Consider the following 20,443-nt stretch of genomic DNA (forward strand, 5'->3'; position numbering starts at 1 on the left):
GAACAGGAGCACCCGTCACGTGGGAAACCGCGCCGACGACGAAGGCACCGACGTCGAGATCTACCTCAAGCCCCTGACCGACACCGTCCATGCCGACACCCCCACCGGCGCACCAGAGAAGCTCCTGGCCCTGCTCGATCGCGCCGGCTTCGAACGCAAGACGTTGGAGACGGCCGGGCCGGTCTACGTCTGGCACGAGGCTCCCGGGCACCTCACCGAGGACGCGAAGAAGCACCTTGCCACCGGCGCCGTGCCCGCACTGCTCATGGCCGGATACCTGGTCAACATCACCAATGACGTCTGGGACGCCGCCGCCTACCAAGACGCCGTCGCGAAGATGCGACGCCAGCCCGCCGCAGCGCCCGCAGCCCGGTCGAACGCCTCGCCTCTCTCGGCGTCCGCGTCCCGCCCACACCGCACACGCTGACCTTCACATCACCTGGAATCCCTGTCACCCACAAACCCGAACGCACCCCGCCTCCCATCACCGCCAGCCGCAAACCCCGCCTGGCCAGCGCCCTGTTCCGCCGCTACCTGCGCACCGTCATCGTCGGCAACCACGACCGGAGCATCCCGCTGGCGGGCGGGCGCCCCGAGGCAGCCCTTGACGAAGCCCGTCGCCATGCCGACGTCCACCGCCATCTCAACTAGCCGCAGCCCAGATCCTTCAGGAGGCCCATGACCGACCCAACCCGCTCTTCCGTACGGCTCGCTGACGACATCGCCCGTCAGCTCAGCCTGCTCACCCAGCGACTGTCTCAGGCACCGCCGCGCGAAGCCGCCCAGATCCTCGGCAAGGTCCTCGACTACAACGAAGGCATCCTCGGGCGGGTCACCGAACTCATCGGCACCGGCTCGCGGTTCGCCCAGGACCGCTCCCAGCGCGGCATCCTGGGGCCAGAGGTGTGGCTGGCCCTGGGCCGCGCGGCCAACGAACTCGACAGCGTGGGCGTGGACCTCGACGAGCACACCGACTCCATCAAGCAGCTCGCCAAGCCCTCCCCCGCCGCCACCGGCCCGGCATCGAAGCCCGTGGCCTCCGCCATGGTCGTCAGGCGGCGCGGGTGAGGAAGAAGCAGCAATGGGCCGGCTGGGGCCCGGCCGGCCAGCAGGCTGAGCAGCACTATCTCGTCGAGCCCCGTCACCTCGCCGGCGGCGGAGACCTGCGCCACGTCACCGAGTACCTGCGCGCCTCGGGATGGAAGGACAAGACCAAGCCCGGCGGCCCGATAGTCTTCGACAGCCCGGACAAGTCCATCCGCGTCGGCTACGACCCGATCACCCAGCCCGGCGGCTGGACCATCAGCGCAAAGCAGAACGCGCGGCAGGAGGCGTGGCAGGCGACCTTCTCGCGGCAGGTGCCCGTGGAGATCGTGGCCGGGGTCACCGACGCGCTGACCCAGCCGCGCTCCGCGCACGCCCCCAACGTATGGGCGCCCCTGCAAGAACACGGATGGCAGACCGAGCAAGGCCAGCACGTCACCGCGCGCAACCCGCAAGGCAACGCCTTCGTCCGCTTCCACCAGCAGGCCCCAGGCCAGGCCCACTGGTGGGCAGGCGCCCGCAACGAACACGGCCCGGTGTGGGAGGCGCGATTCACGCCCACCACGCCCATGCACCTGGTGCAGGCATTCAGCACGGCCCTGTCGGATCCGCAGCCGGTGATGCGTCCGCTCGGTCACGTCCCACCCTCCCAGCAGATCCGCACCACCTCCGTGTCCGTCCTGCCCTCCCAGCTCAGCGCCTGGCAGCAGACCCGGATCACCGCCGCCCGCGCCGCCACCTGGGCTCGCAACTCCTTCGCCACCAACCGACCGCGCACCAGCCCCAGCGCCCGGTCGTACGCCGCTCAGACGGGACGGATGCGGTGAGCCACGAACACTTCTACTCGCGCACCAACGGGCCCACCATCCACCGCATCAACCGCGTCCGGTACCTGGACGAGGTGACCCCGCGGCACCTGGCCGGCGGAGGCGACCCACGGCACGTAACCGAGTACCTGCTCGCCGCGGGCTGGAGCAACCATTCGGTACCCGGCTACCCCCACGTCCTGCTGGAAAGCCCAGACCGGAAACTGCACCTCACCCTGGAGCCCACCGCCCCGGAGGAACGCGACACCTGGTGGCGCATCCACCCCGCCCCCGGCCCCGACGGCGACGCCGGATGGTCCGCGCACTTCGGCGGCCACACCCCCGTCGAGATCATCGCCGGATTCACTGGCGCCCTCTCCACCCCAACACCACCAGCGCAGACGCAGACAGCCGATCTATGGCACATCGCCGAAAGCCGGGGATGGGCCAAGCAGTCGGTAGACGGCGACCAGATGGCGCTCTCACCGGACGAAACCGCGATCCTCGCCCGGGTCCAGACCCTCACCTTCGCCGGCACCCGCGACAACGTCGGCACCCCCACCTGGCGGTGGAAGACCGAGGTGTCCCTCCCCCGCGCCGATGGGCGCCGCCAGTGGCTGTGGGGAGCAACCCTCGACGACACCGCTCCCGCCGCCGCACTCGCCGGATTCATCACCTCCCTCACCTCCCCCGCACCGCTGCTTCGGGACGAGGGCCAAACCATCGGTCACACCTTCGGATACCTCCATTCCACTAGGAGCCCGATCGCCCCGGAACAGAACTATCGGCGCCACCTTCAACGGCTGGAAGACGCCCAGCGCACCAGGCCACCGGCGCCGCCCTCGGCCGGCCCCGCCTCGCCCACAGGAACGGCACACCGAACGAAGCGCCGCTAGCCGGGCACAAGCCCACCCGTCCATTCCCTCTTCCGCATAAGGACGTTGATGCCCCACACCCCTGCTCCCAGCCCCGACCAGATCACGCAGGCCACCACAACCCTGGCCCAGGTCAAGCACTATCTGCGTACCAACCCAGCCGCAGCAGACATGCTGCCGCTGCTCGCCCCGCTCCTCGACGAGGACACCGGCATGCCCATCCTGCTCGGCGACGTCCTGCGCAGCGCCGCGCGCCTCGTCGCCCAGCAGTCCCCCCACCCCCTGCCCGACGAGACCCGCCGGATCATCGAAGGGCTGCGGGAAGCCGCACAGGACCTCACCGACTGGCACATCCTGCACTGGGACATTGAGCGCCTCGGCAATCTGCCATTCGACGCGCCGCACCCGCCGGCCCGCCGTCAGTGACCCGCCCCTACATCCCCACCCGCGCCAACGAGCCGCACAACACCATCTGGTTCGAGACCAGCCCCCGGCACCTGGCCGGGCGCGGCGACCCCCGCCGGATCACCCAGACGCTGCGGGCCGCCGGGTGGAAGAACCACTCCAACCCGGACTATCCCCACGTCGCGCTGGTCAGCCCGGACTACCGGCACACCCTGGTGCTGGAACCCGAGCCGAAGTCGTACGGCGCGTGGTGGCACATCCGCGGTGAATCCGAAGGCCGCAGCTGGTACACGGACTTCGGCGCCAACACCCCCGTCGAGATCCTCGCCGCCCTCACCGACGCCCTGCTCAAACCCGAGCCCGCGACCACGCCGGACATCTGGCCAGCGCTCGCCTCGGCGGGCTGGGCATACGAACGCGACGAACACGGCAACGAGACCGCCACGCACCCGGACAGCATCCTGCGCGTGCGCCGCTGGACCGTCGCTCCCAGTGAACGGTTCCACTGGACAGCCGAAGCCGCCCTTCCCAACGGAGGCGGCGGCCGTGAACTCCTGTGGCGGGCCTCACTCGACGACGCCATGCCCCGGCATCTGATCGCCGCGTTCACCACCGCCCTGACCAACGACGAACCCGTCCAGCGCGGCATGTACGACGTCCCGCACTCCCACCTCGTCACCCAGGAGCAGCGCGGACCGCAGGGCGAGCAGCTCGCCGCCGCCCACGAAGCACGCCTCAAAGCCGTGCGCGCCGCCGCCCGCAAGGCCCGGCACACCGCAGTCCTAACCGCCGGCAGCGGTCCGGTGCCCACCGCGGCATCGGCCGCGCCGGTCCGCAGCCACTGACCGTGAGCTGGGCGCCGCCCGGCGTCCAGCTCACCCTCCCTCTGCCCCGCCGTTTCTCCGAGAGCGCCCTTGACCGCCCCCTCCCCGTCCCCGCAGGAACTCCACCAACGACGGCTCCAGCAGCTCGCGACGTACCTGCGCGAGAGCGAACTCATCCTCGCCAGCTGGGATGCCTACTCCGACGAGCACACCGATGAATCCGGATGGCCCCACGACGAGCAGGCGTACGGACTGCGCGCCGCCGTCCGCGACGCCGAGACCTGGAGAGCCTTCAACCGTGTGCGCTCCTGCGCCAAGGAACTCCTGGCCACCGCTGAGGTCCAGCTGCAACAGCTCGATACCGCAGTCGTCCTGCCCCACTGGCCCGGACGACTCGCCGCCCTCCACCACGCCCTGAACCGCCTCAACGCCCTACAGCACGAGTGGCTGGAGACCCGGGCCACGCTCGCGGCCTCCCTCAAGCCCGGCACCGAGGCGTACGACGACGTCCTCGACGAGCGCAACTCCGAAGCATGGCACTACCTGGGCGAGTGGTCCGCCCACGGCCAGGCGCTCCTCGACATCCCCGCCGCAGCTCGCCAAGCGCCGTCGCGCCTGCCCGGTACCGGCGCCGCACCCAGCTGGGCGCCGGCCACACCCGTTGCGTCGGCCGCATCGTCGACAGCGCGGAGGTGACGGCATGCACGAGACCATCGAGCAGACCCTCACCTCCCCGCGGTATCTCGCCGGCGGCGGCGATCCGGCCTGGGTCACCGTCCCCCTGCACCGAGCCTGTGGATGGAGTTACGGACACGACCCGCTGATGCCCCGCGTCATCCTGACCAGCCCCGATCAGCAGGCGACCTTGCGGATCGATCCCGACCCGGACGAACCGTGGTGGACCATCCGCCACGCCCGCACCGGCAACCAGCCGGCCTGGAAGGCCACCTTCGAGGCCCGTACCCCCGTCGAGATCATCGCCGCCTTCACCGACGCCCTCACCGACCCTCGCGCCCTGAACGCCGCCCCACCGCCCACTGCCCCTCTACGACAGGCGGGTTGGCGCGATGTCTCCCCCCAGAGCGGCCTCATTTCGCCCGATGGCGTGGTCCGCGTCGACTACGTCACCGACCACGGCCTCGACCACTGGTTCATCACAGTCGCCGCCGGCCACACCCCCGGCGATGAGCTGTGGGGGGCGTGCCTGGACGGCACCACCCCACCCCATCTGATCGCCGCGCTGACCCGGGCGCTCACCGATGACACCCCGGTGATCCGTGATCCGAACCGCCTGTCCGGTCTGGGCGTGCGCCACCGGCACGACGTCAGGCAGCACGTGCCCGTGGAGGCCGTCGCCTTCGCGCTGGAGCAGCGTGTCACCGGCCTCTGCGCCCGGCGACGGTACACCACCGCGAACACCCCGGCCGCCGAGCCGCCACGCGTGCCGAACCCGCGCCGCACCCGCTGACCCACCTCCTCCCCTGCCTGCCCCCGCCACGTAAGGCCCTGCCCTCTTGCCTCAGCCCTCCAGCCCGAATACCCCGAACACTGACGGCTACGACATAGCCTTCCGCGTCCTGCTCGGCGCCATCGCCATCGCCGTCCCCGCATCCAACCTCGCCTGGCTCGGCGGCAACCTCACCGCCTGGGCCACCGACTCCGGACACACCGCCCCCTACCAGCCCGTCCAGGCTCTGCTGCACCCCGACCAGCTGTGGCCCAGCCTGGACGACACGTCCCTCCTGATCGGCGCACGCATCCTGCCCGGCGCCATACTGATCGCCCTCGGCATCACCGCCGCCGTGCTCTACAAGCGGCACAAGGACGGCACCAGCGGGCGCAAGAAGCGCGTCGCCGGGATGGCCAAGCACCAGGACATCGAGCCGCTGATGTCCAAGGCCATCACCGCCAAGGCCCGCTCCCTGCGGCCGAGCCTGAAGGACACCAAGCACATCGATGCCAAGGACACCGGCATCTTGCTCGGCAACCTTCAGGGCACTCGCCACGAGGTCCGCATGGGTTATGAGGATGTCGCCGTGGCGATCATGGCGCCGCGCTCCGGCAAGACCACCTCGCTGGCGATCCCCTCCATCCTCAACGCACCCGGCCCCGTCCTGCTCACCTCCAACAAGGCGGCCGGCGACGCGTATACGGCAACGCTCGACGCGCGGGCGGCCGTGGGCCGGACGTGGTCGATGGACCCGCAGCAGATCGCCCACTCCGAACGCCAGATGTGGTGGAACCCGCTGGCCGACGCCAAAACGTTGGACGGCGCCGGCAGGTTGGCCGGGCACTTCCTCGCCGCGAGCGTGGACGCCTCGCAGCAGGGTGACTTCTGGTCCAAGGCCGGATCCAACATCTTGTCGCAGTTGTTCCTGGCCGCAGCCCTCGACGAACGGCCCATCACCGACGTGATGCAGTGGCTGGCGTTCCCTGCCGACCGCACGCCGCTGGACATCCTGCGCGACCACAACCACGCCGCAGTCGCCGCCCAGCTCAAGGGAACCGTCGAGGGCCCGCCCGAGACGCGCGACGGCATCTACGAAACCGCCCGGCAGTACGCCGCCGCCCTCCTCAACAGCGAGATCGCCGCATGGGTGACCCCGCAGAAGGACGTCGAGGAGTTCAAGCCGAAGGACTTCGTGACCAGCAAGGACACCCTGTACCTGCTGTCGAAGGACGGCGGAGGCGGCGCGTCGGCGCTCATCGCGGCGTGCGCGGACTCGGTGATGCGGGCCGCGACGGCCCAGGCCGAACGTGCCGGCGGACGCCTGGACCCGCCGATGCTCGCGATCCTGGACGAGGCCGCCAACGTCTGCAAGATCAGTGACCTGCCGGACCTGTACTCCCACCTCGGCTCCCGAGGGATCATCCCCATCACGATCCTGCAGTCCTACCGCCAGGGCCAGAAAGTCTGGGGCGATGCCGGCATGGACGCCATGTGGTCCGCCTCCACCATCAAGGTCATCGGCAGCGGTATTGACGACCCCGACTTTGCCGACAAGCTCTCCCGGTTGATCGGCGACCACGACGTCGAGACGACCTCCACCTCGGCCTCCGAGTCCGGGAAGTCCACCTCGGTGTCGATGCGGCAGGAACGCATCCTGGCCGCCGACGCCATCCGCGCCCTGTCCAAGGGCACCGCACTCTGCTTCGCCACCGGCATGCGCGTGGCCATGCTCGACCTGCACCCCTGGTACCTGGAGCCCGGCGCCGAGGAGCTGTCCGCCGCCTCCGACCGCGCTTCGAAGGCGATCACCCACCGCGCCCTGGCCAAGTACACCCCTCACCAGGGCGACTACGGCACGGCCGCGTAGCACCCGCTCATCTCACCCCTGTCCTTGGAGGCCTCCATTTCTGTATACGAGCCCGACGATCTCGACTACATGACGCGCCCCGAAGCTCTTGCGGCCGTCCTCACCGACCTCCGTGCCCACCAGGTCGACCCCGGCCCCGACGGCTTTTTCACCGCCCTGCGCCACATCGACCTCCTGGGCCACCTCGCCCTACGGTTCACCGCCGACGCCCACCACCTCCTCTCCGAGGAGATCCCGACCACCAACCCCGCACAGGACGCCCTGCGATCGAGCCGGGCCGCGGCGACGATCGGGCGTGCCCTGGCCCACTACACCCAGGCCCTCCCCGCCCTGACCAAGGTCAGCGACCCTGCCAGCCGCACCACCATCAACGCGCAGCTGGAAGCCATCCCGCACCACTCCGCTCTGCGTCGCCATCTCGACGCCGCCCAACGGACCCTGGACGAGGCACGGATCGAGCTGACCGGCGCCGTCCCCCCGCTCCCCACCCGCAAGGCGTCGGCTGACGCGAAGCCCCCCGCGACGCCCCGCCCCCTCCACCGTCGCGGCCTGTAGCGCCACACACTCCCGGTGCCCACGCGCCGCGGCACGACGTTGCGATACAGGTCCTCGTCGACCACCACGACAGAGTCCTCGGCTGCTCTGCCAACGGACACCGTCGACCTCCACGACCAGCTCCGCAGGCACCTCGATGCCCCTTGGCCCGCCCTGCACCGCTCAGCAGTCAACGCAGCAGATCGCCTGTCCCCGACGCCAAGGAATCGCCACGTCTTCCGACTATTTCCTCTCCCCCTCCCTCCTCCTCGTCTCACCACTGCACGTGGCCGGCGAGGGCAACACCACCAGCACCTTCCAAGCGATCCGAGACCGTGCACCCAACTGGAGCCTTAGATCGGATCCAGACACCGGTCAGGTCATGCTGACCTCCCCGGACGACGCCACAACGATCAGCTACCACATGCTGGCCTCCGGCCCGGTACCCCGCTGGACCGCCGCCCACAGCGGCCCACGCCCCTGGACCGCCACCTTCTCGTGCAACACCCCTCGCGAACTGCCCCACGCGCTCTTGGCACCGCTGACACTGCTGCCCTCCCACCCCCTCACCGACACAGACCCGTTGAAGGACCTAGCCGAGGACCTCTACAACGCCGGGTGGAAGCGCACCGCCTACGGCACGCGAACCGTGTATCTCTCGGCCGACCGTCTGTGCATCCTCGCGCACACCCCCCACGAGGAGGCTGCCTGGCAGATCGCGACCCAGACACCTCGCAGTGACGGCTCCGAACGCTGGAACCTCTCGCTCAGCCACGACGCACCACCGCAGCTCGCCCGCAGCGTCATCCGCACGCTGGTGCGAGGCGAGCCCGTGATGCGCCGCCTGCGTGAGATCCCTCGCCCACTACGCCAATACGCCGTCATCGCTCCCCTCGCCGAGTTCCGCGGCCCACGTAAACCCCCCGAGCCGCCGGCGCCCCCACCAAGCCCAAGCCGATGACGCACCGGCCACCACGCGAAGCAGAGCGACTTCGACCCTGCCGCCTAAGCGCCCCCGAGGCCAGCGGCCATACCCAACCCGACGGAAGACGAGTCCCATTCACCTCTGCCCGACGCGGCGTCGCTCATGACCGAGCCGCCCGCCGAATCCCTGCTCTTCGACGTGGCGCCACCGCCCACGCCCGTCGAGCGGCTGCTCCACCTGGCCGACCAGTACACCCAGCACAACGACGCGCTCGACCTCCTCCTGCGCGCCGCCGACCCGCCAGCACCGGATGCCCACGCTGCCTCCGCGCAACGTCTGGCCACCGACACCCAGTCCGCCATCAAGGCGATCCAGAGCGAACGGCTTTATGAGAGCGTCGAGTTGACCGAGACGGTCATGCGGCTGAAGCAGCTCGCCTTCCTCGCCGGCGCCGCGGCCGACCTCAGCGTCGGGGCTGCTCGCGAGCTGACCGCGCTGGCTCCGGAAGCCGCCGTCAGCTGCGCCGTGACACTGGCCGCCGAGACCCGGCGGCGCCGCTGGGCCACCGCGCCAGCCCCCGACGACCGGTTGAGCGCCGTTCAGCGCACGGCCCTGGCCGAGATCGCCTGCGGACATGTCGTGGCCAGCAGCTCGCTGGGCCGCGAGTTCACCCGCTCCCGCGAGCCCAAGGTGCTGATGAGCACCCTGCGCGCCTTGGAGACGAAGGGCCTGGCCGAGAGAACCGCAGGCTCGCCACATGCCGCCTACGTCGGCGGCCCGCCCCTGGACCGCGCGCGCCTCACCTCGGCAGGCATCACCGCCCTCGCCTCGGTCATCGACTCACCTCCGGCCGGGCCGAGCACCGCGCCCGGAACCACGCCCCGCCCCCTGCCTGCCACCGCGCAGGTCATCGCCCGAAGCCGCTGAACCAGCCCAGGAGCCATCTCATCACCACGCCCCCACTCGACCTGAACGAAGAAGTCCGCCAACTGCGGCAGTTGGCCCGCGACTTCGAAGCCCTCAAGGCGCGCGTGCGCGACATTTCCTACACGCCCGGCACGGACGCACTGCATCGCATCAGCCCCCTTCTTCTCCAGACGCAGGACCTCACGGCTACCGCCCTGGCGCGCCTGACCGCGCTCGACAACAGCTCGTACACCCACATCGCGGGCAGCCGGGGCAGCCTGGAGCTGCTGGCCTCGGTCGTCTCCTCGTCGTCGCTCGCCGGCACCGACCTGGCCCACGTGGTGCTCGCCAACCCCTACGAGGGCGCGCAGGTCACCGGCTACCCGGCCGATGACGAGGCGGTGCGCACGGCCCGGCACGCCGAGGCCATCCCGAAGATGAGCGGGCACCTCGACGATGCCGTCCACCAGCTCGACCTGTGCGCGATCGGCTGCCACTACCTCGCCCACGGCATCACCGAGGACCTGGCCACCGCACAGGAGTACAAGTCGGCGGTCGTACGGCAGAAGACGGGTCCCGCGCTGAGCCCCGCCCAGTACGACGCACTCTCCGCGCTGCAGGGCGGCGGAAAGTTGTATGAAAGCTCGACACGAGGGATGGGTGTAACCCGGGTCGCCACCAACGACGGGACCCGCGTCTCCATCTCCACCTACCGGGCTCTGGCCAGGCGCGGGCTGGTCAGCGCCGACGCCAGCACCTCGCTGTACCAGGGCCAGAAGATCACCGTGACCGAGCAGGGGCGACAAGCGCTGGCCCAGCCTCGCCCTCGCACCCCATTGCCGACGGCAGCGGCCACCGTGCCGAAGGCCACGGCAACGCAGGGAGCCCACCGGTGACCGCGTACGCGCCCGACGACCGGGTCATGGTCTCCCCGCGCTACATGGCAGGCGCCGGCGACCGGCTCGCCGACGCGATCGGCCCCCTGATCCACCTCTTCGGCTGGACCACTCAGCACGACGCCACCACCGGCCACGTCAAGATCGACAGCCCCGAAGGCAGCGTGTTCTGCGACTTCGACCCCATCCACCCTCTCGGCACCTGGTGGACGATCGCCCACCACGAACCGTACTGGGAAGTGCAGTTCAGCCGGCAGACGCCCATGGAGGCCGTCGCCGCCGTGACCCAGGCACTGCCTCAGCTGCTCGGCGATACCCGTCACGCCGAGCGCATCCCGATCACGGACATGCCCCTGGAACAGATCGCGGCGCTCAACGACTGGTCCGTCGACGACGGCTCCCTCACCTCGCCCGACTGGTACTGCCAACTACGCCACACGCCCCATGAGGAAATCGTCTGGCGGGCCGAGCACGCCTACTACGAGAACCAGCCGCTGGCCACCTTCACGCGCGAGGTCCCCGAGAGCCTCGTCCGCAACTTCTTCGCCCACCTGTCCACGCCCACGGCCGTGGAGCGGGCCTTCGCCGACGTCTCCCTCAGCACGCGGCACGGGCACAGTGCCCTGATCACCCCGGTCCGCGCCGCCGCGATGAACCCGCACATCGATCACGCCCTCGCTCAGCTCGACCGCCCCGGCCGGCGTCGCTGAGTCATTCCCTGCCCCGGAGCCCTCCCTGTCCGAGAAGACCCTCTCCCTTGAACCCGCCGAACAGCTCCTCGCATTGGCAGCCGACTTCACCCGCTTCAACGACGCCCACCTGCGTCACGCGCTCAACGGGACAACCCCCGCCACCCTGCTGAACAGCCAGACGGAATCTGCCCAGCGCCTCGCCCGATCCGCGCTCACCATCGTGGACACGCTCAACGCCCAGCCGATGTACCACAGCCCCGACATCCGGGCGGTGTACGCACGCGTACGCCAACTCGCCCATCTTGCGACCGATGCAGCCGACCATCTCATGGACGCCGTCGACATCCTCGACCACACCCGCGCGGGGCTGCCTGTTGAACTCGGCGACGACTTCCTGGCAGTCCTGACCGAGCAGGAGGCCCGACGAGAGGCCGGCCGACGCTTCACCCTCGTCGCCAGCCTCACCGCCCTGGGCTCCTCGGACGCTCTGGCAACCGCCGAACTCTTCGTTGCCGAACGCCGGCACCGCGGCTTCGTACCCGAGCACCAGCCGCCTGCCCTCTCCCCCGCGCAGAGCACCACACTGCGCGCGATAGCCCGCGGCGACGTCGCCATCACCCACGACAAGCCCTACCTGCGCCGCGAGGACCTCCGCGTCAGCATCAGCACCATCCGCGCCCTGGAGAGCCGCGGCCTGGTGATGCGCGAGGACTGCCCCGACTGGTTCCGCGACGAGCGCGTCCACCTCACCGCAGCCGGGCGCCACGACCTCGCCGCCTCGTTCGCACGGCCACGCCGCACCGGTCTGACCACCACACGCCCAGCCACGCCCCTGCCGACGGCCGCCGCCAGCCGTTCCCGCTGACCCCGCACCCCACTTCCCGGGAGACCTCACGCCCTCCGACACCCCCACCGCGCACGACATCGCGCTCGCCCTGGCCGCCCAGGTCCACCCCGACGCCACACCCCGCGACGTCGTCGTCCACTTCACCCTGCGCCGCCTGGCCGCGCCGCGCTATGACCACCGGTCCTCCGGCGGCCCCGCAAACGGCATCGCCCAGTCACTGCATGCCCGGCTCTACGGGCTCCCCGACGACCCGGGCTCGGTGCCCACCGCCCTCGACGAACTCCTCCAGTCCCTGGCCACCGCTCGCGACGGAGACCAGCAGCACGCCGTGCTGGCCCAGCTCGCCGAGCAGCTGCGCAACGCCGCCGAGATCCTCGAATGGGCTCGCAACAACGCCCACTGGCGCCAACTGCCCGCCCCCACATGGGAATGGCTGCGTACGGCCACGGACGCCGCCCGCGACCTCGCCGACGGCCTCGACGAGGTAAGTCCTGCCTTCGCTTCTCCCCGTGCCCCCGTGACGGCCCCGGCTCCGCCGGCCCCCGCCGCACGCCGCGCCCCTGCTCCCCGCCGCTGACCGACCCGCCCACGGACAGCGCCCCGCTCGCCGCAAGGACACCCAATTTCCACCAACCCCGTATTCCGATCCATCTCGCTCGGCGCCGGAATTCAATCCAGCGCCATGCTCGCCCTGTCAGCCGAAGGGATTCTCCCCAAGGTCGATTACGCCATTTTTGCCGATACAGGGTGGGAACCGAAGGCCGTCTATTCGCACCTCGACCGCCTGGAGCGGGAGATAGCGAAACCGGCAGGTATCCCTATTCTGCGGGTCACTTCCGGGAACATTCGCAGCGATGCGCTCGACCCTGGCCACAGATTCGCGTCCATGCCGCTCTACATTCGAAATCAGGACGGCAAGGACGGAATGACCAGAAGGCAATGCACAGGCGAATATAAGATAAAGCCGATCAAGCGACAGGTCCGCGAACTCCTCGGCTACCCCTATCCTGCCCGCATTCCGCGAGAGGTGTTCGTGGAGCAGTGGGTGGGCATCTCCACCGATGAATTCCACCGCGCCAAGGACGCGGATGTAAAGTACATGCGCAACCGGCACCCGCTCATCGACATGGGCTGGTCGCGCAGCGACTGCGTTCGCTATCTGTCTTCGCTCGGATTGGCGGACACGCCGAAATCGAGCTGCCTTGGCTGCCCGTTCCATGGTAACGCCCAATGGCGGCATATTCGCGACACCTCCCCAGCCGAGTGGGCGGACGTGGTGGAATTCGACGCCGCCATTCGGAAGGGAAACGCTCGCGCCAATGCCACCGGCAACCGTCTGCTGGGCGAGGCATTTCTGCACCGTTCACGCATTCCGCTGAGCGAAGCTCCGATCGACCATGTAACCGCCGCCGAATGGGCGGCGCTCCAGCAAGAGGTCGGCGCCGAAGAAGACGCGGAGCAGCTGGAAGAGGGCGTTGCTGACGGGTGCTCTCCCTGGGCCTGCCGAGGAGAAATCACAGCCACGCAGGACGGCTTCGGGCTGGCCACGTGATCGTGCTCGACCTGTTCGCCGGCCCCGGCGGCTGGAGCCACGCACTGGCCGTGCTCGGCGTGCGGGACATCGGCCTGGAATGGGACGAATGGGCCTGCAAGACCCGCGCCGCACAAGGGCAATTGACGATTCGGACCGACGTGGCGATGTACCCGGTCTGGCCCTTCCTCGGGAAGACCACCGGGCTCATCGCCAGCCCGCCCTGCCAGGCATGGTCGATGGCCGGCAAACGCCTCGGCCTCCTCGACCAGCCGCTCGTCCACCAGGCCGTCGCCGACCTCGCCACCGGCCGCGACACCCGCGAACAGCTGCTGGCCGACTGCCGCGACGAGCGCTCACTGCTCGCCGCCGAGCCCATGCGCTACCTGCACGCCCTCAACCAGCACGGGCAACCCGAGTGGGTCGCTATGGAAGAGGTGCCCGACGTCCTGCCCCTGTGGCGCCAGTACGCCGCGATCCTGCGCACCTGGGGGTTCTCGGTATGGACCGGGATCCTGAACGCCGCCGACTACGGGGTGCCGCAGACGCGGCGGCGGGCGATCCTGCTCGCCTCCCGCACCCGGACCGCCGAGCCGCCACCGCCCACGCACGCCAAGGCGGCCGAGCCCGAGTCGCTGTTCGGGCCGGGCCGCGCGCAGTGGGTGTCCATGGCCGAGGCCCTCGGCTGGGGAGCCACCGACCGTCCCGTGCCGACCGTGTGCGCCGGCGGAGGACCGGGCGGCGGTCCCGAGCCCTTCCCCTCCGGATCCCGTAAGACGCTCACCGACGCCCGCGACCGTGGGACTTGGAAGCCGCAGAGCGCCATCGTCCTGCAGTCGCGACGTGAGGGTGCCGGGTGGAGCGCCCGGCACGGAGCCAGGGAGAACCAGCCGGCCGACGTTTCCGCCCCCACGTTCGCCGGCGAAGCACATCGCTGGTCGTGGTCTCTGCGCAGCAACAACCAGGCGAACGCGACCGTGCGCCGATCCGACGAGCCGGCCGGGACGCTGTTCTTCGGCCACCGTGCGAACGAGTGCGTCTGGGTCGCCGAGCCCGCTCCCAGCGGCGCCAGCGGGGAGCGGCCCTCGCCGGAGTCCATCCGGATCACCGCCCAGGAGGCCGGCCTCCTGCAGACCTTCCCCGCCGACTACCGCTGGGCCGGGAACAAAGGTCAGCAGTTCTCCCAGATCGGCAACGCCGTGCCACCCCGTCTCGCCGCCCACCTGCTGGCCCCGCACCTCGGCAAGACCCTCCATCCCCACGACTTCACCCTGGCAGCCTAAATGCCCACCGACCCGTACGAGGACGACCTGGACGACCTGCCCCCTGCTCAGCCGGTGCACTACGCCGAGCAGTCCCTGCTGGGCGCACTCCTCCTGGAACCCCAGCGGCTCGCCGACATCGGAGACCTGGATGCAAGCCAGTTCGGCAACCACGCTCACGGCGCCCTCTTCCAGGCCATGCGCACGGTGCCCCCACCCGACCCGGAGATCCACCACTCCGATCCCACCCGGCTGAACACCGTGCTCGATGCGGCGCGCCCCCATGCCCCCGGGCTGACCGCCTCCTACCTCCACACCCTCATCCAGGTCTGCCCCTGGCCCCGGCACGCGCCGACGTACGCGCGGATGATCCGAGCCGATCACGCCCGGCGCACGCTGCTGATGCACGCCGAACGCCTCGCCCAGACCGCCACCGACACCACCCTGCCCAACCCGGCCGCCAGCACCCTGGCCCAGGCCGAGACGCTCGGACAGTTCCTGGACACGCTCGCCGGACAGTTCGCCCCGCACCCCGGCTCCCTGCCGCGCACCTTGGTGCCGGACAACTCCGCGGGGCACAGCAGCGAGGAAGCCCTCGACGAGGAACGACTCCTCCTCGCCACGGCCACCGCGCACCCGGCAGAGCTGAAGAACATGCGCTGGCTACAGCCCAGCGATTTCACGCTGCCTCTGCACGCCACGGTGTGGCAGTGCCTGACCGCCCTGGTCCACAACGGGGAGCCCGTAGACCCGGTCACCGTGCTCTGGGAAGCCCAGCACCGCGGACTCCTCACCGACGGACTCGACCCCGGCGACCTCATCGCTCTGGTCTCCGCCCCCGTCGGCTCACCCGAATACTGGGGTGAGCGAGTCCTTCAACGCGCCCTGCTAGCCTGCGCATTCGGCGTCGGCACGCGCATCGCCGCCTACGCCCACGACCCGGCCAACACGCCACACCAGCTGATCACCGGCAGCCGCCGCGCCCTGGCCGACCTCACCGCCCTGCGAACCCGCTGGCAGCACAGCACCGCCCTTACGCCGCCGGCACCTCGCGCACCGCACAGCCCGGCCGGCTCACGGGCCGGCCCGCCACCACGAGTCACCCCAGCCCGCGCACGAGCACTCCGATGAACCACCCGCCCCGGCCGGCCCTGCGTCGGCCGGAGCCGTGAAGCGAGAACAGATTGCCGCACCCCGAAGCAGACCTGCACCTTCGCCTCGACCTGCTCCACGGCCGCCCCAGCGCCGTCACCGCCACCATCACGGGCACCCCCACCCACATCGTGCGAGCCCTCCTCGCCGTCCACGGCTTCGAGCCCCTCGACGACACCACGATGGTCATGGCACGCATCGACCGCGAGGAGGCGCACTACGCCGAACTGGCCGCACGCGCCCTGCGCGCCGAGGGCGTCACCGTCGACATCACGCCCCAGCTGCGCGAAGAGATCGACACCGAATGGACCTGGGCCAACTACCCCATGCCCTGGTGCTCGCGCGAGGAGATCCGCGAGGTCTCAGGCGACGCCCAGCAGATCTACGACGCCATCCGTCACGGCCGCCTGATCATCCACGCCCACGCCCACGACGGGTGGACCACCGTCGCCGTCGGCACCTACCGCGACGGCCCGAGCATCCACCTCCACGGCGAGAACCACCTGCGCACCGAGACAACCCAGTACGACAACCCCGCCACGGCCATCGCCGAGTTCGAGCGCCTCTACGGCGATGCCGTACTCCCCGGCCGCCAGCACCGAACGTCACGCCGAGCAGGCACGCACCCCCTCGCCGTCGGGTGCGGCCGACGCCCAGCCGCCCCTGGCCACTGCCGAGTCTGTAGAGATGCACGCTGCCGGGGCCGGCGACCACGAAGCACTCCTGAAGGACTTTCTCGAGTCGCACGGAGAGTGGGAGAAGTGGCGCACCCGGTCGGACGAGACCACCCTCGCCGTCCACGAATCCCTCGTCCTGCGCGCCGAGTTCGTCCACGAAGCCGACCCCGACGACACTCAGTGGAAGATTGCCGCGTACGAGAGCCCGGTCGGCGAGCGCCTGTGGCACGCCACCGCGAGCGCCACGGTCCCCGTAGAGATCATGCGGGTGCTCCTCGACAGCCTCGCCTCCACGGACGCAGTGGAGATCGCGGCGGGCAGCCAGGTCTCGGAAGCGACCATCAGCGACGCCACCCGCCCGCTGGCCGACGCCGGCTGGGAGCACACCGTCGACGGCCGCTGGATCCGCTGGCAAGCCCCGAAGGATCACCCCTCCGGCGTCCAGTTCGACGCCTTCGCAGCCCAGTCCCATCACAGCCCTCTGCCCGCCTGGACGTTCTGGGGCGGCGGCGCGGCCGACACCCCCAGGTGGACGCTCCACTTCTCTCCGCACGCCGCAGCCTCCGTGCTGCAGGACGTGGCCTTCGAGGTGGCCCACGGACTCACACAGAGGCACCTTGAGTCCAGGCCCCGAAGGCTGAACGCCCTGAGCCGTCCCGACATCCGCGCGCAGCCAGCACCACGCGCGAGTTCGGCGAGGTCACGGTGACGTCTGGCCAAGCCTGTGGCAGCGGTCATCGCATCTGCGCCACGATGCTGAGATGCACGACGAACAGGAGCCGCTGGAGGACTGGGCACGGCGACGCGAGGAACGTCAGAACGCCTCGAAGGGCAAGCGTCGCGCAGTGCCACTGACCGAAGGTCCGCACCGCGGGCAACACGTCGGCCCCAGCGCACCACGCGTGATCCAGGAATGGAACGGAACCGAGTGGCAGACGGTCAGCCTCGTCAGCGATCTCGCCGAGGCCAAGACCGTGCTGTACCTGCCGCAGCCAGCCGAACAGAAAGCCGCCGAATGGGATCGCCCCGCGCTGGGGAAAGGCCAGGGTCGACACCGGAAGCCAACCCCAGCAGAGGACCGAGAGCAGTAGCAGTCCATTCAGGGCCGCGCGGGAAGACGGCGGCAATATAGCGGCGGATCCCCGGTTACCGAAACCGGGGACCCGCCGAATACTTGTAGCTCCACCGCCACTTCCTGACCGCCCGTCGAAAGGCAGCACAGCGACGATCCATAACGTCACCGCCCACGACACGCACTACCTGTTCCTGGCCCGTCACGCCGCGGCGTAGCTCAGCCGGAACAGGTCCTGGGCGCGCTCCAGGTCCCGCTCGGTGCGCAGCTGCACCTCCAGGTCGCCCGTGCCATGGTGGCCGAGCCCGGTCACGTCCCGGGTAAAGCCGGACACCAGGTCCACTGCCGTCGGATCCGCTTTCAGATAGACCAGCACCTTGGTCTGCTGGGGCGGGATCAGGCAGGCGAAGTTCCGCAGCCGCTGATAGGCGCAGTACTGCTTGCGTTGCACCCGGTTGACGCCGTCGCCCAGGCCGACGAGGACCTCGTCGACTGCCGCGGCCAGCTCGGCCATCGCACCGCCCTGCTGCCGAACCGGCGGCGCCCCGGGCGCGCGGCGGCGTACCCGCTTGACCTCAACCGAGTGGCCCGTGACCGAAGCCACGGTCTCAAGACCGAAGTGGTCGCTGCCGAAGTACCGGTAGCGCACCAGGTCGATCGAGCGCCGGTGCTCGCGTACGGCGTGCGCGTCGTAACGGGTGAAGTCGCCGGCGACGCAGATCAACCTGGGTGCGCTCCACAGGATCTGGGACGCGACCGTCACCCCGAGCCGGTCGCGGACCAGGTTCCGGAAGGCGTCCTTGTGGGCCATGAGCCAGGACATGTAGTAGAGGCCCTGGTGGATCACGCCTGCATCTGTGCCGCGCTTGAATTCCACGACCACGGGTGCATTGTTCTCGTCGATTCCCAGCGAGTCGATCCGCCCGCCATCGGCGCAGTCGATGACGTACTCGCTCGCCAGGAACCGCACCCCCAGCATCGTCTCCATGTTCGCCTCGACGAGGCACTGCACATCCGCTTCGACAGCAGCAAGACGCGGCGTGACCTCGGTCACGCCGCCGTTTGCGTTGAACAGCTTCAGGCCCGTCACCGTCCCCTCCTCGGCTACGGGTGCTGCAACAGCCGACGGTGATCGAATTGTTTCCATTTGACTGCTCGGAACTGTGAAGATCTTGTGAGCCGCTACCTACGCCCCGGCGGGGGGCGCTCTCGCCCCACAGAACCCAGGGGATCGGGTGATCCCACATACGTCCCAACGCAGGTCAAAGAGCGTTGGGGCAAGATGGATTCAGTGCCTTCTTAGCTCCAAGGGCTGAAGGCTGTTGCGATTCGTGGCGGAGGGCGACCGCCACTGTGGAGTGGTGCAGTCCGTAGACGAGCAGTCTCCTCGTGCTGCGATCTCCGGTCGCTCCGGGGACTACCGCCACGTTGACGGGCAGCCAGTCCCCGTGCGAGGCCATCCAGATGCGATCCTCGGTCGCCCCAGAGGACCACCGCCACCGTCAGCGGCCGCCCGCTGGTCGGCGCCCCGAAGTCTTTGCGATCCCCGGTCGCCCCGGGGGCGACCGCCACCATCATCGCGGCCCAGATAGAGGCCGATTCCGGATGGTTGCGATCCTCGGCCGCCCCAGGGGGCGACCGCCACTTCTTGGGCTTCGCGTTCGGGTCGGTGTCGAAGATGCGTTGCGATCCTCGGCCGCCCCCGGGGGGGGCGACCGCCACCTGAGGTCGTAGTCGAGGACGGTGGTGGCGCGGGGGTCGTTGCGATCCTCGGCCGCCCGGGGGGCGACCGCCACTCCCGGGCCCCTCCGCCATGTCCCACCGGCTACGGCGGTTGCGATCCTCGGCCGCCCCGGGGGGGGCGACCGCCACGCTGCTCCTGGGTGCGCCCGGTCATCTCGCGGAGACGTTGCGATCCTCAGCCACCCCGGGGGCGACCGCCACCCATGCCGGTGCTGCGTTTCGAGCAGTTCCTGGTCAAGTTGCGATCCTCGGCCGCCCCGGGGGGGGCGACCGCCACCGGCGTGGCGCCACACGGCGTTGGCGAGGGCTCCGCGGTTGCGATCCTCGGCCGCCCCGGGGGGGGCGACCGCCACGCGCGAGTCCCAGGTGCGGACGCTCATGGAGATCAAGTTGCGATCCTCGGTCGCCCCGGAGGGCGACCGCCACGAAGTGCGCGGGAGCGGTGTACGGATCCACTCCGGTGTTGCGATCCTCGGTCGCCCCGAGGGCCGACCGGCACGCCTGGGGCCTGCCTCCGGCTCCTGGTGCGCCTGCTTGTTGCGATCCTCGGTCACACCGGAGGGCGCCCCGCCACAACTCCCTCCGCAGGTCTGCCATAACGGCAACAAGCGGTTGCGATCCTCGGCCGCCTGGAGGGCGACCATCACGCGGTCCCACCCTCACCTGCCCTTGACGTAATCGCCTTTGCGATCCTCGATCGCCCCGGAGGGTGACCGCCACTCGACTTCGACAAGCCCTACCCGTCGATTGTGCAGGTCATTGCGGTCCTCGGTCGCCCCGGGGAGGGATGACCGCCACTGTGCGACCCACCCGGAGCCGAACGCCTTCTCGTCGTGTTGCGATCCTCGGTCGCCCCGGGGGGGCGACCGCCACGGGCACCGCTGGGCCCCCACCAGACGGTGTCCTTGAGTTGCGATCCTCGGTCGCCCCGGGGG

At 70.1% G+C, this 20,443-nt stretch carries 23 protein-coding genes and 1 CRISPR repeat array (1 of these 24 cut by a window edge); of the genes, 21 read left to right on the forward strand and 2 right to left on the reverse strand.

The features are described 5' to 3' along the window. Positions 1-19 precede the first annotated feature (19 nt). The 19 genes from CG747_RS36830 (at position 20) to CG747_RS36925 (ending at position 15,995) form a co-directional block, all read left to right on the forward strand. Entirely contained in the window at positions 20-427 is a 408-nt protein-coding gene (locus CG747_RS36830) for a hypothetical protein (RefSeq protein ID WP_100606263.1), read from the forward strand. Positions 428-678: 251 nt separating this feature from the next. Then, positions 679-1,068, forward strand: coding sequence for a hypothetical protein (locus tag CG747_RS36840; protein WP_100606265.1), 390 nt, complete (start codon positions 679-681; stop codon positions 1,066-1,068). Further along, positions 1,065-1,871, forward strand: coding sequence for a DUF317 domain-containing protein (locus CG747_RS36845; RefSeq protein ID WP_100606266.1), 807 nt, complete (start codon positions 1,065-1,067; stop codon positions 1,869-1,871). Before CG747_RS36840 ends, CG747_RS36845 begins: the two co-directional genes overlap by 4 nt. Continuing rightward, the gene (locus CG747_RS36850; protein ID WP_100606267.1) at positions 1,868-2,746 is read left to right on the forward strand and encodes a DUF317 domain-containing protein; all 879 of its coding nucleotides are present in this window, start codon (positions 1,868-1,870) and stop codon (positions 2,744-2,746) included. Before CG747_RS36845 ends, CG747_RS36850 begins: the two co-directional genes overlap by 4 nt. Before the next feature lie 48 nt (positions 2,747-2,794). Continuing rightward, on the forward strand, positions 2,795-3,151 hold the full coding sequence (locus CG747_RS36855; protein WP_100606268.1) for a hypothetical protein: 357 nt from the start codon (positions 2,795-2,797) through the stop codon (positions 3,149-3,151). Beyond that, positions 3,148-3,975, forward strand: a complete 828-nt coding sequence (locus tag CG747_RS36860) for a DUF317 domain-containing protein (RefSeq protein WP_100606269.1) — start codon at positions 3,148-3,150, stop codon at positions 3,973-3,975. Before CG747_RS36855 ends, CG747_RS36860 begins: the two co-directional genes overlap by 4 nt. 69 nt (positions 3,976-4,044) lie before the next feature. After that, positions 4,045-4,650: a hypothetical protein gene (locus CG747_RS36865; RefSeq protein ID WP_100606270.1), complete on the forward strand. Its 606-nt coding sequence runs from the start codon at positions 4,045-4,047 to the stop codon at positions 4,648-4,650. Positions 4,651-4,654: 4 nt separating this feature from the next. Then, complete coding sequence (locus tag CG747_RS36870) at positions 4,655-5,422, forward strand: DUF317 domain-containing protein (protein ID WP_100606271.1); 768 nt, start codon at positions 4,655-4,657, stop codon at positions 5,420-5,422. A 46-nt stretch (positions 5,423-5,468) separates the two neighbouring features. Continuing rightward, positions 5,469-7,271, forward strand: coding sequence for a type IV secretory system conjugative DNA transfer family protein (locus tag CG747_RS36875; RefSeq protein ID WP_100606272.1), 1,803 nt, complete (start codon positions 5,469-5,471; stop codon positions 7,269-7,271). Positions 7,272-7,340: 69 nt separating this feature from the next. Further along, the gene (locus CG747_RS36880; RefSeq protein ID WP_100606273.1) at positions 7,341-7,826 is read left to right on the forward strand and encodes a hypothetical protein; all 486 of its coding nucleotides are present in this window, start codon (positions 7,341-7,343) and stop codon (positions 7,824-7,826) included. A 361-nt stretch (positions 7,827-8,187) separates the two neighbouring features. After that, a complete protein-coding gene (locus CG747_RS36885) occupies positions 8,188-8,766 on the forward strand; it encodes a DUF317 domain-containing protein (protein WP_100606274.1) in 579 nt (192 codons plus the stop codon). A gap of 126 nt (positions 8,767-8,892) precedes the next feature. Then, positions 8,893-9,657 carry a hypothetical protein gene (locus CG747_RS36890; protein ID WP_100606275.1) on the forward strand — a complete coding sequence of 255 codons (765 nt, stop codon included), beginning with the start codon at positions 8,893-8,895 and terminating at the stop codon, positions 9,655-9,657. 104 nt (positions 9,658-9,761) lie between these two features. Beyond that, the gene (locus CG747_RS36895) at positions 9,762-10,532 is read left to right on the forward strand and encodes a hypothetical protein (RefSeq protein ID WP_257980974.1); all 771 of its coding nucleotides are present in this window, start codon (positions 9,762-9,764) and stop codon (positions 10,530-10,532) included. Continuing rightward, on the forward strand, positions 10,529-11,242 hold the full coding sequence (locus CG747_RS36900) for a DUF317 domain-containing protein (RefSeq protein ID WP_257980975.1): 714 nt from the start codon (positions 10,529-10,531) through the stop codon (positions 11,240-11,242). The genes CG747_RS36895 and CG747_RS36900 overlap by 4 nt, the downstream gene beginning before the upstream one ends. A 73-nt stretch (positions 11,243-11,315) precedes the next feature. Further along, positions 11,316-12,089 (forward strand): hypothetical protein, encoded by a 774-nt coding sequence (locus CG747_RS36905; RefSeq protein ID WP_257980976.1) that lies wholly within the window; start codon positions 11,316-11,318, stop codon positions 12,087-12,089. 241 nt (positions 12,090-12,330) lie between these two features. Then, complete coding sequence (locus CG747_RS36910) at positions 12,331-12,648, forward strand: hypothetical protein (protein WP_100606276.1); 318 nt, start codon at positions 12,331-12,333, stop codon at positions 12,646-12,648. Positions 12,649-12,753: 105 nt separating this feature from the next. Beyond that, positions 12,754-13,623 carry a hypothetical protein gene (locus CG747_RS36915; RefSeq protein ID WP_100606277.1) on the forward strand — a complete coding sequence of 290 codons (870 nt, stop codon included), beginning with the start codon at positions 12,754-12,756 and terminating at the stop codon, positions 13,621-13,623. Beyond that, positions 13,620-14,885, forward strand: coding sequence for a DNA cytosine methyltransferase (locus tag CG747_RS36920; RefSeq protein WP_180985851.1), 1,266 nt, complete (start codon positions 13,620-13,622; stop codon positions 14,883-14,885). Before CG747_RS36915 ends, CG747_RS36920 begins: the two co-directional genes overlap by 4 nt. Then, entirely contained in the window at positions 14,886-15,995 is a 1,110-nt protein-coding gene (locus CG747_RS36925) for a DnaB-like helicase N-terminal domain-containing protein (RefSeq protein ID WP_100606278.1), read from the forward strand. Between the two features lie 383 nt (positions 15,996-16,378). Here CG747_RS36925 and CG747_RS48395 read toward each other — a convergent pair whose 3' ends face one another. Further along, on the reverse strand, positions 16,379-16,615 hold the full coding sequence (locus tag CG747_RS48395; protein ID WP_180985852.1) for a hypothetical protein: 237 nt from the start codon (positions 16,613-16,615) through the stop codon (positions 16,379-16,381). Positions 16,616-16,703: 88 nt separating this feature from the next. On the opposite strand from CG747_RS48395, the gene CG747_RS36930 reads away from it, so the two are divergent. After that, complete coding sequence (locus CG747_RS36930; protein ID WP_180985853.1) at positions 16,704-17,402, forward strand: DUF317 domain-containing protein; 699 nt, start codon at positions 16,704-16,706, stop codon at positions 17,400-17,402. 52 nt (positions 17,403-17,454) lie between these two features. Then, positions 17,455-17,784 carry a DUF6087 family protein gene (locus tag CG747_RS36935; protein ID WP_180985854.1) on the forward strand — a complete coding sequence of 110 codons (330 nt, stop codon included), beginning with the start codon at positions 17,455-17,457 and terminating at the stop codon, positions 17,782-17,784. 183 nt (positions 17,785-17,967) lie between these two features. Here CG747_RS36935 and CG747_RS36940 read toward each other — a convergent pair whose 3' ends face one another. Then, the gene (locus tag CG747_RS36940) at positions 17,968-18,855 is read right to left on the reverse strand and encodes a DUF5655 domain-containing protein (RefSeq protein ID WP_100606281.1); all 888 of its coding nucleotides are present in this window, start codon (positions 18,853-18,855) and stop codon (positions 17,968-17,970) included. 301 nt (positions 18,856-19,156) lie between these two features. Further along, a CRISPR array of direct repeats spans positions 19,157-20,443; the repeat unit is 37 nt (it continues 2,874 nt past the right edge of the window).

It is taken from the genome of Streptomyces sp. CB02959, from assembly GCF_002803155.1.
In the GTDB taxonomy this organism is placed as follows: Bacteria; Actinomycetota; Actinomycetes; order Streptomycetales; family Streptomycetaceae; genus Streptomyces.